The organism is Acinetobacter sp. V104_13 (genome assembly GCF_031798995.1).
Classification (GTDB): domain Bacteria; phylum Pseudomonadota; class Gammaproteobacteria; order Pseudomonadales; family Moraxellaceae; genus Acinetobacter; species Acinetobacter pittii.
Genome location: NZ_JAVQNP010000026.1, coordinates 193,952 through 210,526 on the forward strand (window position 1 = coordinate 193,952; position 16,575 = coordinate 210,526).

Below are 16,575 nucleotides of genomic sequence, written 5' to 3' on the forward strand. Positions count from 1 at the left end.
TATAAATTTGAAAGCTAAAAATCTATGAAAAATACATGATGAGTGATTAAATGTAGTCAGCCTTAATAGTTTAAAATATAGCTCTAATTGAATATAAGACTTATAAAAATAATTATGTTATATCTACCCATATAATAATATTCGAGTATTTTTTATGCTAGATCTTTCTCAAATTTTAGCATTCGGATTAATCTGCTTGGCAATGGTGCTTACCCCTGGCCCAAACATGATTTACCTTATTTCTCGTTCAATTTGCCAAGGAAAAACGGCGGGATTTATTTCACTCGCTGGTGTTGGCGTTGGCTTCGTATTTTATATGCTTTGTGCTTCTTTCGGGATTACAGCGCTTATTATCGCAGTCCCTTATGCTTATGACACTATACGCATTGCAGGGGCAATTTATTTACTCTGGCTAGCATGGAAAGCACTACGTCCCAATGCATCCCCAATTTTTGATGTAAAACAATTATCGGTAGACTCCCCAGCTAAACTATTTTTAATGGGTTTTGCTACAAATCTACTTAATCCTAAAATTGCGATTATGTATTTATCGTTATTGCCACAGTTTATTCATCCACAGCAAGGCAGTATTTTATGGCAATCCATCCAGCTCGGTACTATTCAAATTTTTGTTAGCGTCTCCGTAAATGCGCTGATTGTGCTTTCTGCGGGTAGCATTGCCCTTTTTCTTCAACAGAAACCTCTTTGGGCAAATATACAACGCTGGCTTATGGGAACAGTGCTAGCTGGACTTGCAGTTCGTATTCTTTTAGAAAATCGCCGATAACCGCATTTTACTTCCTCATCTTAACCGCTCAATTCAACAGTGTATTACGACGTTAAATTCAGTTCGTGATACACTTTTGCCAGTTTTAATTTTGAATTCTTTATATCGTTATGAGCCAAAAGCAGACTTATACGCCCGGTGAATTTCAATGGTCCTTTTTATTACCTAAATATTGGGGTATTTGGATTGCCATTGTTTTTTTAATGCTTTTGGCTATTTTACCATGGGCAATTCAGTGGCGTCTGGCTCATGGCTTAGCAAATCTTGCTTGGAAATATTTAAAATCTCGCCGAAAAACGACTATTCGTAATTTAGAAGTCTGCTTTCCCGAATGGTCAACTGAAAAAGTACAGCAACAAGCTAAGCAAGTTTTTGTAGATATGATGCTGGGTATTTTTGAGACATTAAACGCATGGTATAAACCTTACTGGTTTAAAAACCGTGTCACCATTGAAGGCTTAGAACACATTACCAATGCTCAGGCTCAGGGCAAAGGTGTTTTATTACTGGGGACTCACAGCACGCTTCTTGATGCTGGCGGCTATGTTTGTGCTCAGTATTTTGAACCAGATGTTGTCTATCGACCTCAAAATAACCCATTGCTCGATATGCTGATTTATCGTTGCCGTGGCACCATTTATAAAGCACAAATCGACCATGATGATATGCGTGGTTTAATTCGTCACCTTAAAGATGGCGATGCCATTTGGTATAGCCCCGATCAAGACTTTGGACTCAAGCAAGGGGTGATGGCACCCTTCTTTGGTGTGCCAGCGGCCACAGTAACTGCTCATCGTCGTTTACTAAAAATCTCTAAGGCAGTTGCTGTTCCTTTATATTTTTATCGCCATGGAGATATTAAGAACCCGAAATATCATGTTCTGATTGAACCTGCGGTAGACAATATGCCAAGTGAAGACGAAGTGGATGATGCAACTCGAGTTAATAAAATTATTGAAAATCAACTTCGCATCGCACCGACTCAATATATGTGGTTCCACCGCCGATTTAAGACACGTCCTGAGGGATATGAAGAGATTTACTGAAACCTTCAATAATTACCGCACTATAGTTATAAATATCTAAATAAACTCCAGTATGTACTATCGTGCGAAGGCGACATGGATGTCGCCTGTTGGACTACGACATCAGGGATGGGTCGTTAGTCCAACAATTGGTTTTGTTACTTTTGCCAAAACAAAAGTAAGGAGTAAACTCCATCTATTGAATGAATAAACCGCAAGCCCCCACTTTGCTACAACCTAAAGGCAAAAAACAATGAAAGTGATGCAACTTCTCCCAGAACTTAATAGCGGTGGCGTAGAACGCGGCACACTGGAAATTGCACGTGCACTGGTTGCGCAGGGCCATCAATCTCTGGTTGTGTCTAATGGTGGGCGTTTGGTTTCACAACTTAAAGCTGAAGGTTCTACGCACTTAACGCTGCCTATTCATAAAAAATCATTGTCGAGCTTGTGGCAAATTCGTCCTTTACGCGAGCTTATTGAACAGCATCAACCTGATATTGTTCATGTGCGCTCTCGTGTACCAGCTTGGCTTACTCACTTTGCCTTAAGAAAAATACCTGCAAACAAACGCCCTCACCTCATTAGCACTGTACATGGTTTCTATTCGGTTAATCGTTATAGTGCCATTATGACTCAAGCTGAAAAAGTGATTGCTGTTTCTGACAGCGTGGTTAAATACATCACTGACCATTATAAAAACTGTCCACCGCAAGATATTGTGCGGATTTATCGAGGGATTGACCCAGCTGCTTTTCCGCATAATTACCAGCCTTCAGCACAATGGTTTAATCAAGTTTTTAATGACTTTCCTGAGCTTGAAAATAAGTTTTTACTTTGCTTACCTGGTCGTATTACGCGTTTAAAAGGGCATGAAAGTTTAATTGAACTGATGCAACAACTTCAGACGCAATATCCTCAACTACATGCTGTTGTTGTGGGTGGTGCCGATGCTAAAAAACAGGCCTATTTAAGTGAGTTGCAAAGCACCATTCAAAGCAAAGGGCTCGCAGATAAAATTACCTTCGTAGGCCATCGCTCTGATATTCGCGAATGGCTGGCTTTTAGCAATATTGTGCTATCTCTATCCAATCAGGCAGAAACATTCGGTAGAACAGCCTTAGAAGCGCTTTCAGTGGGTACGCCAGTGGTTGGTTGGAACCGGGGCGGTGTTGCCGAGATTTTATCGAATGTCTATCCGCAAGGTCTTGTTGAAGTAGAAAATGAAAAAGCTTTAATAGAGACTGTAAAAAATCATATTGAACAACCTCAAATCGTTGCTCCTGTCACTATGTTTAGCTTAAAAGATATGTGTGATCAAACACTAGAACTATACCAACGCGTTTTGAAATAACCCAATAAAAAACCCGCGATATTCGCGGGTTTTTTACAACTAAAAGAAAGCCATCTTATTTAAATGTTGCTTCATAAGCGGCAGCTTTTTCAGAGTCGTATTGTTTTTCCCATTTACTGATTACTAGTACAGCAAGTGCATTACCAACAACGTTCAACGCTGTACGAGCCATATCCATAATACGGTCAACACCAGCAATAAATGCTAAACCTTCTACAGGAATACCAACACTACCTAATGTCGCTAATAACACAACAAATGATACGCCAGGAACACCAGCAATACCTTTAGAAGTAATCATTAATGTTACAACCAAAATAACTTGTTGGCTGATTGACATTTCAATACCGTAAAGCTGTGCAATAAAGATTGCCGCGATACTTTGGTAAAGCGTAGAACCATCAAGGTTAAATGAATAACCAGTTGGAATCACAAAGCTGGAAATTGCTTTTGGCGCACCGTAAGCTTCCATTTTTTGCATAATACGCGGTAATACTGTTTCCGAGCTTGCAGTTGAATATGCCAAAATCAATTCATCTTTTAAAATCTTAAACAAGATAAAGATGTTGATTCCAAACATTTTTGCAGTCAAACCAAGCACAACAAATGCAAAGAAGAAGATTGCACCGTAAACCAATACAACTAATTTACCTAATGGAATAAGTGAAGCAAAACCGAAGTTTGCAACAGTTACAGCGATTAAACCAAATACACCCACTGGTGCATATTTCATGATGATGTGCGTTACGCGGAACATCGTTTCTGAAACTGCATGAAATACGTTTAGTAATGGGTCTTTAGTGGTTGCTGGTAAAGAAGATAAACCAATACCAAATAGCACAGCAAAGAAAATCACAGGTAACATTTCGCCATGCGCCATTGAACTAATAATGTTCGTTGGGATAAGCGATAATATTGTTTGAATTAAACCATGTGACTGAGACTGAACTTCTTCAGTTGTATGCTTATATTGAGAAATATCCGACTGCACCAACTGAGACATATCAATGCCTGAGCCTGGGTGGAAAATATTTGCTGCAACCAAGCCAACCAAAATAGCAATAGTCGTAATAATTTCAAAATAGAGAATGGTTTTAAAACCAAGTCGCCCTAAACTTTTCGTACTGCCAACACCTGCAATACCTAAAATCAAGGTAGAGAAAACGATTGGAATAACAATCATTTTAATCAGGCTAATAAAGATCTTACCAAGTGGGGTAAGAACATTATTCACAATACTGTCTCTGATTTCAGGCTGGTTATGTAAAACAGCCCCGACAACTATCCCTAGGATTAAAGCAATTAAAATTTGCCAAGCAAGGCTAAATTTAAAATTCTTCATAAGACAATCCTTATGCACCGCAAAGTATCAAATATGAGAGGGAGAAGAACACTAACTAAGAGTGAAACCTCAACATGTACAGTAATTTCCAAACAGAAATTTAAATGTACAAACAAATCACAACCCGCCGATCCGGCGAAGTAAAAAACAATGCCTGTTGACGATCCAACATGTCAACGATCGGCACATTCTATTGAGATTTATTAATTAAACAACCCCAATTTATCTTTAAATAAATCAAAGCCTATATTTATTCATCAATAATCTATAAAAACAGAAACTTAGATAAAAAAATTTTTGTATCTTTTTTCATTAAAAATTGCGCACATGTACATGAAAATTTATGAAGGCTTAACGCGAATTAAATAGATTTTAAAAATAAGATAATCTTGGAAATATTTATGTGATTTGCAATAAATTTTATAAGGTATATAAAAATATCAACCCGAGTTCTGCGTCCTGCAAAACTCGGGTAAATGAGGTTGTGCTTTCAGGTTAATAATTATTTTTATCGTTTCCGTTCCAACATCTGATCCGTGATGCTATTCCATATCAGCGTTGTGTATCCTTACGTGGGACTATCCATTCCCGGTTCCGTGTGCCGATGAATGTAGAATAAGGTTTTTATAACACTCTGCCTATTCGCCCTAGACTCAAATCTTTGTACGATATTGCTTACACCGCTTTTTATATTCTTTTTATTTATAAGGCTGTGCAATTTTATCAGTTACTACTTTTTCTTCAGCCTCAGCCTTTGCAATCCCTTCTTGGATGGCTCTTTGTGCCTCTTCTTCATCATCTTGAGTTTGTTCCAATTCCTCTTGAATATGCTCAAATATTCGACCAGTCTGCAAAACCACATAGACAGGAAAATGATCAGATCCAATATGAGGTAAACGCTGCATCTTCACTAAACCGAAGTCTGTACTATGGAAAATATGGTCTAAAGACCAGCGCAATAAAGGATAGTCCGCATGAAAAGTATTAATAAAATGTCGCCCAACACGCGGGTCAAGCAATCCACTAATTCGTTGAAATAACCGTGTAGTACGTGACCACGCTACATCGTTTAAATCACCCATCACAATACAGCTTTCATCTAGATCTTTAATTTGGTCACCCACAATTAAAAGTTCAGCATCGCGTAAAGTCGAATCCTTCGCCTCAGTTGGACTAGGGGGCTTAGGATGCAAACAATAGAGTTGAACCGGCATACCAGACCGTAAAGTCACAGTGGTATGAATAGAGGGAATTTCATCACTGAGAATAAATTTAACTTCAGTATTTGATAAAGGTAGACGGCTATATAAATGCATGCCGTAGAGGTTATCTAAGGGTACAGGAACGCGATAAGGATAGTCACTTTCAATCTCTCTTAAAGCATTTTCCCATGTCTTATCGCTTTCCAATGTAAGCAGTAAATCTGGTTTTAATGTCCTGATCTGTTCAAGCAATAAATGATATTTATCATTAGGAGTGAGCACATTCGATACAATTAAGGAAATCTGCTTTTGTGGATCTAATTGAGATGTCTTCACCTGTTTAACCTGTTTTTTCCAAAACAAGGTATAGGGCAAAATCATTTTAAGCTGATAAGCAATGGCAGCAATGAGCACAGCTAGCACGACTTCACGCCAGAGATTCCATTCGGTTGGCCAAAACAGCATGCCTACAAAGGCTAAAAGACCAACAAATAGAATCTGCAACCGAGGGAAGTCGGCACCACGAAACCACCACTCATCACGAGGAATAAGTGACCAGAAACTTAACCAAATCACCAGACCAGCTAGAACTTCGATATAAATCATTGAATTTTCTCTTTTAAGATGATTTGTTTTTTAAAGTTTTTGTCATCTTTATCAATTTTGTATGTAACATAAACAAGATATTCTACTCAATAAAGATGGTGTTTTGTTTCTGTAACGCTTGCAGTTGTGGACACTTTTGATACACTCAACTCCCCCTAACAATTTTAACGCACCGAGGCAAAATGACATGAAAGTAGGTCTGGTCGGTTGGCGCGGGATGGTCGGTTCCGTCCTTATGCAACGTATGGTTGAAGAGAATGATTTTGCTCATATTGAGCCATTTTATTTCTCTACCAGTAATGCAGGTGGTGAAGCTCCTTCATTTGGTGGTAAGACTGCCCCAGCACTTATGGAAGCTACAGACATTAATAGTCTGAAGCAAATGGATGTCATTATTACCTGTCAAGGTGGTGACTATACGTCTGAAGTTTTCCCACAGTTAAAAGCGACTGGTTGGGATGGCTACTGGATTGACGCAGCTTCAACTTTACGTATGTCAGATGATGCGATCATCGTTCTTGACCCAGTAAACCTTAACGTTATTAAAGACGGCTTGGTTAACGGCACCAAAACTTTCGTAGGTGGTAACTGTACAGTATCGCTTATGTTGATGGGTGTAGGTTCACTTTTCCAAAATAATTTGGTGGAGTGGATGACTGCTATGACTTATCAAGCAGCATCAGGCGCTGGCGCACAAAACATGCGTGAGCTACTAACTGGTATGGGCTACTTATACAACAATACTAAAACATTGTTAGATGATCCTAAATCTGCAATTTTGGATATTGATCGTCAAGTTGCCGAGTTACAACGTGGTGAAGGTTTCCCTTCTGCTAACTTTGGTGTGCCATTAGCTGGCTCATTGATTCCTTATATTGATAAGCAACTTGAAAGTGGTCAATCAAAGGAAGAGTGGAAAGGTCAAGTTGAAACCAACAAGATCTTGGGTAACTCACAAATTGTTCCTATCGACGGCCACTGTGTCCGTATTGGTGCGATGCGTTGCCACTCTCAGGCACTTACTATCAAGTTGAAAAAAGATGTACCACTTGATGAAATCGAAGATATGATTCGTACTTCAAGCCAATGGGCGAAAGTTGTACCAAACACTCGTGAAGCGTCTATGACTGACCTTACACCTGTTGCTGTAACTGGTACCTTAACTGTGCCTGTAGGTCGTCTACGTAAACTCAACATGGGTAAAGAGTATCTAGGTGCATTTACAGTCGGTGACCAGTTACTTTGGGGTGCTGCTGAGCCTTTACGTCGCATGTTACGTATTTTAGTTGAATACAAAAGCTCATAATTTGATTTGAATTATTCAGTCAAAATAAAAAGCCGATCACATTAGATCGGCTTTTTCGTAACTGGTTTGTGAAAATTTTACAATTTATTTACATTTCATTATTGTATAATTTTGAATGACTTTACGACTTATTAGGTCATGGATTGAGATGACTGTTTATAACAAATTAAAAATTGCCATTTTCACCATTATGTCTTCGCCTTCTATTTATGCGATTACATTAGACCCTATACAAATTCAGTCCGCACCTGGCGATTTGTTATATGCCGAAATGAATTTTCAACAAGCTGACCCCAACGCCAATCTACAAGTCAGTCTAGCGACTCCTGAAGATTTAAGCGCGTTAGGCGTAACTCATCAGCCGCCCGGAAATCTTAATTTTTATACACGCCAAAACGGTCAAGGCTCAGGGGTTATTGTGATTACCTCATCTCGCCCTGTGATTGATCCTGAACTAAATATTGTAGTAAAAATTAGTGAAGGTTCTGCTACACGTTTGCAGCATATCAAAACCGTAATTAAGCCTTCTTCTATAAAAAAGACTGAAAATAACGAAAATACTTTGTCACCTCAGTTTATTGTCAATGAAAAAGACATTGCTCTAAATCTGCCAGAAAGTACTCGATATGCATCACCAACTTCGGCCTCAACTACAAATAATTCAAATGGTGAACACAGTCTTAATATTAACGTTGGAACTGCTCCAGCAATAAACACAAATTCATCCAATACACTTAGTGCAAATTCTTCTACTCAACTTACCCAACAAGTTACAACAGCTACTACCCCCGATCAGACAGAAATTAAACCAACCAGCGCTAAGACACCTACAAATAATTCACCAAAAACTCCGGTCAAAAATTTAACAGCGCAAAAGAAATCTGTACCTCAAAAAGCGCTTAACCAAAATCCTGCGAAGAAACAATCGTTAAGTTCCTACAAAGGACCAGCATCATCAGGTAAATATGTGGTACAGCGAAATGAGTCTTTATGGAGCATTGCTAATCGTATTGCCGCGAAAACAAAACAACCTGTTGCGAAAGTCATGCATGATATTCAAACACAAAACCGACATGCTTTTATTCAAGGTGATGTAAATCGTTTGCGTCAGGGAATCGCACTTAACCTAGCTCACTCTCCTGCAGCTAAACCTCAGCAAAACAAGTCAAAAACAGATATCGCACATACTGCAAAATCAACTTCTGGCAAAGCAAAATACCGTTTACAGCAAGCCGAAATGAGTATTGTGGCTGAAAACAGTCAAAATTCTACGCATGGAAGTGCTAAAAAGAGCACACAACAAAGTCAAAACAATACTGAGTTAGCAGTAAAAGTTATGACAACAAGAGAAAAAACCGTTACATTACAAAGGAATGTAACCAAACTAAATCAAACTTTACGTTTAAAAGACCAACGTATTCAACTTCTGAATGCACGTTTGGCAGAGTTACAACAGCAGTTACAAGCACAGCAACAGACTCATAAGCAAAAGCATTAAGTTAAAACCAGAGTCAGCTCGCTTTATATTGCAAATATTTATTTTTTAAGGGGAAAGTAATGTTATATGTGATTCCATTCATCATATTGCTCGTGGTCGCTGTCATTTTAAAAAAACGCGAAAATAGCCAAAAGCAAGAGTCGAATTCCCCTAAAACAATAAATAGAAAAACCAATAAAAAAACGAACTCTAAATCAACTAAAAACTCGCGTGAAAAAACTAAAGTAAATGTAGTTGATGAATCTATTCCCTCTACTCCACAAAGCAGTCCTATTCCAGACGCTGTTCGTCAGAAGATTCAGCTACTTATTCGAGAAAAACAATTCTCAGCCGCTGAAGCTCAAGTCAATCAGGCGCTCAAAAAAGATAATACGCAACACGAACTTTATTTATTGCTACTTGAGATTCATATTGCACAAAAAGATGAGTTTGCAATAACTCAACTGATTAGCCATATTCGTAGCTTAGCGCTCAATGAAATAGCCATTCAAGCGGAAGCCAGACAAAAAGAATATGAGTCATCAAGACAACCAGATGCGATCGATTTTCCTCAAGCTCAAACATACCAAGAGCAAAAAAATACATCTGATGCAACAGCTCAGTTTGACCAATTAACAACAAGTTCTTCTGAAACTTCTTTTGATGAATTGCAGCAAGACTATACCCCTGTAAAGCAAGAACCTGCTGTTGAAGTTGAACCTTTAGAGTTTAATTTTTCATTTGAGCAAACCACGACTACCGAAAGTACCAGCCAACAAACACAGAAATCAGAGTTATCGCCATCTCAAGAAACAAATGAGCTAGCTGACCTAGAGTTTTCTTTTGACTTGGCACCTCTGCATGAATCTGAGGAAAAAAACCAGACAATAGCGGCACCAGCAGCTCAAGAGAACACCAATGCTTTGGATTTTAATCTTGAATTAACCCATGAAGATCCAGAAGTAAAACCTAATGAACAGATCTCATCATTATATGAGCTTAAATTGGTAGAACAAGCGCCATTAGACTCGAATTCAATAGCACCTATTGAGTTTTCGCTAGACGAGCCTGCATTAGTTACAGCACCAGAGATTGAAACTCAAAACCTTGTAGACCTAGTAGGCGAAGAAACTACCCCAAATCAAACTAAAGATCCCCTTGTAGAAGCTTTTCCAGAATTAAAACAGTTAGATGAAAATGAACTCGATTTAAAACTGGCTGAGCAATATATCAAGTTAGGCGCTTACCCAGCAGCCCAAGCCTTATTGGCAAGCAATGAGCAAAAATTCAACACAGAACAACAACAACGCGCGAAAAACTTACTTAATCTCATAGCTTCTTAGAACTGTTCGATTTACCATAAGCAGTCAGAGATGACTGCTTTTTTATGCCTGCAAAAAATATGAAAAAAATAGCCTTATTTTATATGGGTGGTACTTTTGGTTGCATTGGTGAACCTCTAGCTCCTATGCCTTATGAGCAATTCTTGCCTCAACTTGAAAAAGTGATTCCCCCACACTTAACAGTTGACTGCTTTGCCGCACCCAATATTGTTGATAGCAGTGCATGTACGGCACCTGACTGGTTACGCCTGATTCAACGCATACAACAACTACAACTTGAAGGTTACCAGCATTTCGTTGTTATTCATGGTACAGACACGCTCAGTTATGCGGCTGCAACCTTAGCTCGCTTTTTAGGCCAAAGCTGTCATATTGTGATTACCGGTAGCCAATATCCGTTACTTAATATTCAAGGTGATAATACCCGTGAATTTACGGATGCAATTGAAAACTTATATCTTGCATTAGAACAAGTGATTGTTCTACCTGTAGGAGCTTATCTCGCATTCCACCATCAAGTATTCCATGCGCAAACTGCATTAAAAACGCATACGACTGAACTCGATGCATTCTCAGGGTTAATTAGTGAAGCTGAGTTTACACCTCAGCAAAATGAATTGATCGTACAAGATGCTCAAATTGAACGAGCTGCTTCCTTCCAGATTTTAAACTGGATGATGCAACCGATTGCAACACAGCACTTAGTACAGCAATTACGTCACTTACTTCCTGCGCCACCACACTTTTTAGTGTTACAAGGTTTTGGTACTGGCAATATTGCAGTAAACCAAGAATTACTCGCAACATTAGATGAGCTTTACGCACGTGGCTGCGTTCCAATTCTTACGACTCAGGTGACATTCGGTGGTATTGATCAACGTTATGCGATTAGTGCCTGGGCTAAAACTGCAAAAATTGTCATTAGTGATGCACATAGTCATGCAGATCTCTATGCAAAAGCACTTCAAATCTATTTAAAATACCCAACCCCAGAACAATGGCTAAGCCATTGGAATGAAAATTTGCATTAAATAGAGGTAAAGCTATGCAACGTTATGCAGTCGGTATTGAATTTAGCGGAGTTCAATACCGAGGTTGGCAAACACAACAGCCAGGCGTTGCCAGCGTTCAGGAAACGATCGAGCGTGTACTTAGTAAAATTGCAGATGAACCCATTGCACTTCACGGTGCGGGGCGTACTGATGCGGGAGTACATGCAACAAATATGGTGGCGCACTTCGACACAAACGCTATTCGTCCAGAAACGGGGTGGTTAAGAGGGGCAAATAGCCAACTACCTAAAGATATTTCCATTCAGTGGATTAAACTGATGGATGAAAATTTTCATGCCCGTTTTAAAGCGACTGCTCGACGTTACCGCTATATCATCTATAACGCACCGCATCGCCCAGCACTATTACATAAGCAAGTTACGCACATTTACCAAAAGCTAGATGTGCAAAAGATGATTAAAGCTGCCAGTAAGTTCGAAGGAACGCATAACTTTGAAACTTTCCGCGCAGCAGCATGCCAGTCAAACCAGCCTATTCGTCATGTAAAACATTGCCGTTTATTTGAACATGGACGCTATTTAGTTTTAGATATTCAAGCAGATGGTTTTTTACATCACATGGTGCGTAATATTGTCGGTTGCTTACTCGAAATTGGTCAAGGTATGTATGAGATTGATCATATCGATGCAATGTTTGCAGCGCAGGATCGTAAGGCAGCTGGGGTAACTGCTCCACCCGATGGCCTTTATTTTATTCAGTGTAATTATCCTGAGCAGTTTGATTTGCCGCAGCCACCACTTGGGCCACATTGGCTAAACTTACCTGAGTAAGCTTAGCCAACTTTACATATACTTATCTAGCGATGCTGTTTACGCTTGCGGTATTCCACAGGTGTTTCATTCGTCCAACGCTTAAATGCACGATAGAACGTACTTGGTTCAGAGAAACCTGTTAAATACACAATACGTTCAACACTCTCATTGGTATTTGCCAGAAGCTTTTTAGCTAAACGACAACGATAGTCAGAAAGTATTTGTTGAAAACTGGTATTCGCCTCGCTTAGCTGAGTACGTAAGCGACGTGGGGTAATATTCAACTGGGCAGCAACCGTCTCTAAGGTTGTTTCTCCGCTTTCAAGCGTTGAACCAATCGCACGGCGAACTTCACCCACCAGATCATAACGAGCCAATTCCTGCAATTTTTCAATTGCGAGCTGCTCATGCAATTGTAATAACTCAGGCTCTGCCTGCCAAAGCTGGAAATCCAAAATAGCTGGGTCAAAATATAAACGTGTCTCTTTCTGACCTAAGCTAACCGGGCAGCCAAATACACGGAAATATTCATCCTCAGAAGCTCCTTCACTAAAATTAAAATCGATGAAGATAGGATGAAATTGCCCTTCAGTAATGAACTTAAAAAATCTAAGCACGCCCGAAATTGCACATTCAGAGAAATGGCGATTAACGAGATTGTCAGCACCAATTTGTTCACCATTGGTTAAATAACAACGCCCTTCTTCAACTACAAGTTTTGCATCAAATGCATCACTAATCAGTCGCTGATAAGCTAAGGCCCGTTTTAGACCTTCACCAAAAGTTTCACTACTAATAAATAGATGTTCAATCACCTGCCCTCGATACAAGGGCAAATGTTCACCTAAATGCAGACCGATATCTGGATCTTTACTGACTTCCTGAGCGGCAGTCCAAAAGGCGTACTGTGCACTTAACGGTGTACGTGCATTGGTATCGACCTGATTTAAAGCAACTCCCGCTTTGGTTAATATTTCTTCTGTTGGCAAACCCGCACGACGAATCGCTTGGTAGCCAAAGCGTAATACAACTGATGCATCTGTTAGCTGACCCACGCAGTGCCCTTCCATGTAGATACTTCATTGATATTTAGGGCTGTTGACCTTTATGCAATTAACAGTCCCTAATAACTATGATTTTAGATTAGCGTTGATTGACCAAACTGACAACAGAATTACACTTCTTTTGTGAAAAAAATTACATCTTTTTTTATTAGTCATACTTTAACCAGATGCTTTAGCAGAAGTGTGTCTATCTTGTTTTTTTTAAAAAAATTGACTATAATTTGCGCCTTTCCAATTTGATCATCAGGTAGGCTATGGCCAATAAAGAGGAACTCATTGAGTTCGAAGGCGTTGTCACCGAAACGCTTCCTAATACGATGTTCCGTGTACGTCTTGAAAACGGTCACGAAGTTATTGCACACATTTCTGGTAAAATGCGTAAACACTATATTCGTATTCTTACTGGTGACAGTGTAAAAGTCGAAATGACTCCATACGACTTAACTAAAGGTCGTATTACGTACCGTGCTCGCTAATTAGTGAATGCAAAAAAGCCACTTCATGATGTGGCTTTTTTATTGCGTCATTTATTCATTTAAGCGACTGGTTTTACATCCCACCGTTTGGCATTCACGCAATCTTTCTTGCAGCCAATGGTTTCTTTCTTGCGTTGTCTGTAAACGACATTGCACGTCTACACTATTTCTATTTGAATCTGTACACTCTGCGTCACGTTGACGTATCCATGCAAGCTGAGACTTCTTGAGAATATTTTTCTGCGTAGTGTTTAACTTTACTCGCAGTGCTTGATAGTTCTTATTCAGATCCGCATCAGCACTCGCATAAATTTTATTTGTACAGTAAATATCATCGTAAGTATTACGGGCACTATCACAGTTATCTGCATACACTACAGTCATGCTAAAGCCGCATAAAAAAGCAAAAACTATTTTTCTCATGCTTTTCTTCCTTAAGTTTTCTATAAAATTATTATTAAAGTGGTTCAAATTTAATTGATAAATCGATAGACAAATTTACCTTCCATTTATCATAATCCTCCTTTTTTACTTTACAAGCCTCCAAATCCAACCTATTGTTCTTTAATAATAAATATAATTTTATATAGTGAGAAAAATGAACATATATACCCGCTGCCAAATTGGCTTATTATCTTTCATCATTATTTTTCTTAACGGTTGTGCTAGCCACCCACGTCAATCCGTAGATTTACAGGAATATTTAAAAGGCTTTTTAGGTAAATCCTCGGCGACCATTCAACAAGATATCAACCTACGTAGTCTTGGTTTTCAAGTCGCCAATACACCGCAAAAAACATCCAATCAGCTCATCTATACAATATTGCGCCCTTTAAGCATTCCAATTCCGATGGTGAGTAATGTTGATATGAGAGGAAGTTCTATTCCTGTCCAATCAGGAAATCTGAGCGGCAATTCTTATGATATTAATTTCAATTGCAAAGTGATTTTTCAGCTTAAAAATGACATTGCCGAGTCAATCTTATATGAGGGTAAAGCCTGCTAAAACATTGGCACAAAAAACGCAGCTCAACGCTGCGTTTTTTTGTAATGAGCTTTTAAGCAAGAGCAGCTACAACAGCCTCACCCATTTCAGCCGTACCTACTTTTGTCATACCTTCAGACATAATATCTGCTGTACGCAAACCTTGATCAAGCACTTGACCTACTGCATCTTCAATTGCTTTTGCAGCAGCTTCTTCACGGAATGTATAACGAAGCATCATTGCAACAGAAAGAATAGTTGCTAATGGGTTCGCCACATTTTGACCCGCAATATCAGGTGCAGAACCATGGCAAGGCTCATACATACCTTTGCCATTTTCATCTAAAGATGCTGATGGCAACATGCCGATTGAACCTGTAAGCATTGCTGCTTCATCAGATAAGATGTCGCCAAATAAGTTACCCGTTACGATCACGTCGAACTGCTTCGGCGCACGTACAAGTTGCATTGCAGCATTATCGACATACATATGTGAAAGCTGAATATTTGAATAATTTGCTTGCTGTAAATCAGTGACTGTTTGCTTCCAAAGCTCTGTAACTTCCAAAACGTTAGCTTTATCTACAGAACAAACCTTTCCACCACGTAAGCCTGCAAGTTCAAAAGCTACTTTTGCAATACGCTTAATTTCGCTTTCAGAGTAAACATCGGTGTTATAACCTTGCTTTTCACCGTTTTCAAGTTCACGAATACCACGTGGTTGACCGAAATAGATACCACCAGTCAATTCACGAACAATTAAAATATCTAAGCCAGCAACAATTTCAGGCTTTAAGCTAGAAGCATCTGCTAATTGCGGATATAAAATCGCTGGGCGCAAGTTAGCAAACAAGTTAAGTTCGCTACGAATTTTTAAAAGACCACGTTCAGGGCGAATAGAACGCTCAATGGTGTCCCATTTTGGTCCGCCTACCGCACCTAATAAAATTGCATCAGCTTTTTTTGCTTGTTCACTTGTTACTGCTGGGTACGGTTCACCATGCGCATCAATTGCCGCGCCGCCTAATAAGCCATGTTCCCAAGTTAACAATAAATTAAATTTTTCATTTACTGTATTTAATACTTTTTCTGCTGCCCCAACAATTTCAGGACCAATACCATCACCAGCTAAAATTAAAATCTGTTTAGACATGAACTTTTTCCATTTTCCAAAGACAAGCAGTGCTACAACTACCGCGGTGTTAGTTTTTTCTGCTCAAGGAATTCACCTAGTCCCGTTGTAACATCAAATGGTCGACAAAAACGGCGGATGACATGCCCATCTTGTTCTAAATCGACACATAATGGATCTGGTACAGAAACATTCAGCAAACTACCCGAACGGTTAGATTTGTCCCGGTACATTTTAAATGTATAGCGATGGTTAGCATTAAACTGGTGAATCACATGAAATGTTTCTGCACGATCCGGAGAGATCGGATAGAAACGAATCACCACTTCATATTGTTTAGCAGGCACAGATAAATATAAGCTGTTAGTTTGACTAAGCACTGAACCTTGTAATCTCACAATCCCTTGATGAATTGCCTGATTACTAATTCTTCGTGTTTGCGCATCCACTACAGTAATATCATTTAGTCGTTCAAATTCACAACTCTTCGCGCCCGAACAATATATTGCTGCATTCTGCCCCAAATTTTCTTGTTCAGCCTGCTTAATGCGGACAGTATCCACTACATTGTAAGTGCTTTGACAAGCACTGAGTGTTATTGCGCACAGGCTCAACAAAAAGCTATGAGTAACGTTCCTCTTCATTGTTCAA

16 protein-coding genes are annotated in these 16,575 nt (G+C 39.2%); 10 read left to right on the top strand and 6 right to left on the bottom strand.

Annotated elements, in window-relative coordinates; translation table 11 throughout:
* Positions 1–154 precede the first annotated feature (154 nt).
* From RMB06_RS12315 to RMB06_RS12325, 3 genes are all read left to right on the top strand, one after another.
* On the top strand, positions 155–787 hold the full coding sequence (locus RMB06_RS12315; protein ID WP_057070037.1) for a LysE family translocator: 633 nt from the start codon (positions 155–157) through the stop codon (positions 785–787).
* A 110-nt stretch (positions 788–897) separates the two neighbouring features.
* Positions 898–1,833, top strand: a complete 936-nt coding sequence (locus RMB06_RS12320) for a lauroyl acyltransferase (RefSeq protein ID WP_126645030.1) — start codon at positions 898–900, stop codon at positions 1,831–1,833.
* A 232-nt stretch (positions 1,834–2,065) separates the two neighbouring features.
* The gene (locus RMB06_RS12325) at positions 2,066–3,166 is read left to right on the top strand and encodes a glycosyltransferase family 4 protein (protein WP_311079687.1); all 1,101 of its coding nucleotides are present in this window, start codon (positions 2,066–2,068) and stop codon (positions 3,164–3,166) included.
* A gap of 55 nt (positions 3,167–3,221) precedes the next feature.
* On the opposite strand, the gene gltP is transcribed toward RMB06_RS12325, so the two are convergent.
* Positions 3,222–4,508, bottom strand: a complete 1,287-nt coding sequence (gltP, locus tag RMB06_RS12330) for a glutamate/aspartate:proton symporter GltP (RefSeq protein ID WP_033849512.1) — start codon at positions 4,506–4,508, stop codon at positions 3,222–3,224.
* A gap of 698 nt (positions 4,509–5,206) precedes the next feature.
* Entirely contained in the window at positions 5,207–6,316 is a 1,110-nt protein-coding gene (locus RMB06_RS12335; protein WP_311079690.1) for an endonuclease/exonuclease/phosphatase family protein, read from the bottom strand.
* 187 nt (positions 6,317–6,503) lie between these two features.
* Between RMB06_RS12335 and asd the strand changes: the two genes are divergently transcribed.
* The 5 genes from asd to truA all read left to right on the top strand — a co-directional run bounded on the left by asd (position 6,504) and on the right by truA (position 12,285).
* Positions 6,504–7,622, top strand: coding sequence for an aspartate-semialdehyde dehydrogenase (gene asd / locus RMB06_RS12340; RefSeq protein ID WP_005066045.1), 1,119 nt, complete (start codon positions 6,504–6,506; stop codon positions 7,620–7,622).
* A gap of 148 nt (positions 7,623–7,770) precedes the next feature.
* On the top strand, positions 7,771–9,120 hold the full coding sequence (locus RMB06_RS12345; RefSeq protein WP_270906769.1) for a FimV family protein: 1,350 nt from the start codon (positions 7,771–7,773) through the stop codon (positions 9,118–9,120).
* A gap of 59 nt (positions 9,121–9,179) precedes the next feature.
* Positions 9,180–10,442: a hypothetical protein gene (locus RMB06_RS12350; protein WP_311079693.1), complete on the top strand. Its 1,263-nt coding sequence runs from the start codon at positions 9,180–9,182 to the stop codon at positions 10,440–10,442.
* A gap of 59 nt (positions 10,443–10,501) precedes the next feature.
* Positions 10,502–11,473 carry an asparaginase gene (locus tag RMB06_RS12355; protein WP_199977390.1) on the top strand — a complete coding sequence of 324 codons (972 nt, stop codon included), beginning with the start codon at positions 10,502–10,504 and terminating at the stop codon, positions 11,471–11,473.
* A gap of 14 nt (positions 11,474–11,487) precedes the next feature.
* Positions 11,488–12,285: a tRNA pseudouridine(38-40) synthase TruA gene (gene truA, locus RMB06_RS12360; RefSeq protein ID WP_199992558.1), complete on the top strand. Its 798-nt coding sequence runs from the start codon at positions 11,488–11,490 to the stop codon at positions 12,283–12,285.
* 26 nt (positions 12,286–12,311) lie between these two features.
* Here truA and RMB06_RS12365 read toward each other — a convergent pair whose 3' ends face one another.
* Positions 12,312–13,322 (bottom strand): AraC family transcriptional regulator, encoded by a 1,011-nt coding sequence (locus tag RMB06_RS12365; protein ID WP_005066032.1) that lies wholly within the window; start codon positions 13,320–13,322, stop codon positions 12,312–12,314.
* A gap of 263 nt (positions 13,323–13,585) precedes the next feature.
* On the opposite strand from RMB06_RS12365, the gene infA reads away from it, so the two are divergent.
* Positions 13,586–13,807, top strand: coding sequence for a translation initiation factor IF-1 (gene infA / locus RMB06_RS12370; protein ID WP_001284370.1), 222 nt, complete (start codon positions 13,586–13,588; stop codon positions 13,805–13,807).
* A 51-nt stretch (positions 13,808–13,858) separates the two neighbouring features.
* Here infA and RMB06_RS12375 read toward each other — a convergent pair whose 3' ends face one another.
* On the bottom strand, positions 13,859–14,230 hold the full coding sequence (locus tag RMB06_RS12375) for a lysozyme inhibitor LprI family protein (protein ID WP_311079695.1): 372 nt from the start codon (positions 14,228–14,230) through the stop codon (positions 13,859–13,861).
* Between the two features lie 175 nt (positions 14,231–14,405).
* Here RMB06_RS12375 and RMB06_RS12380 point away from each other — a divergent pair, with 175 nt between their 5' ends.
* Positions 14,406–14,813 carry a hypothetical protein gene (locus RMB06_RS12380; protein ID WP_213385079.1) on the top strand — a complete coding sequence of 136 codons (408 nt, stop codon included), beginning with the start codon at positions 14,406–14,408 and terminating at the stop codon, positions 14,811–14,813.
* 52 nt (positions 14,814–14,865) lie between these two features.
* On the opposite strand, the gene leuB is transcribed toward RMB06_RS12380, so the two are convergent.
* Positions 14,866–15,945 carry a 3-isopropylmalate dehydrogenase gene (leuB, locus tag RMB06_RS12385; RefSeq protein WP_311079698.1) on the bottom strand — a complete coding sequence of 360 codons (1,080 nt, stop codon included), beginning with the start codon at positions 15,943–15,945 and terminating at the stop codon, positions 14,866–14,868.
* Positions 15,946–15,983: 38 nt separating this feature from the next.
* On the bottom strand, positions 15,984–16,568 hold the full coding sequence (locus RMB06_RS12390; protein ID WP_005066026.1) for a hypothetical protein: 585 nt from the start codon (positions 16,566–16,568) through the stop codon (positions 15,984–15,986).
* Between the last annotated feature and the right edge of the window lie 7 nt (positions 16,569–16,575).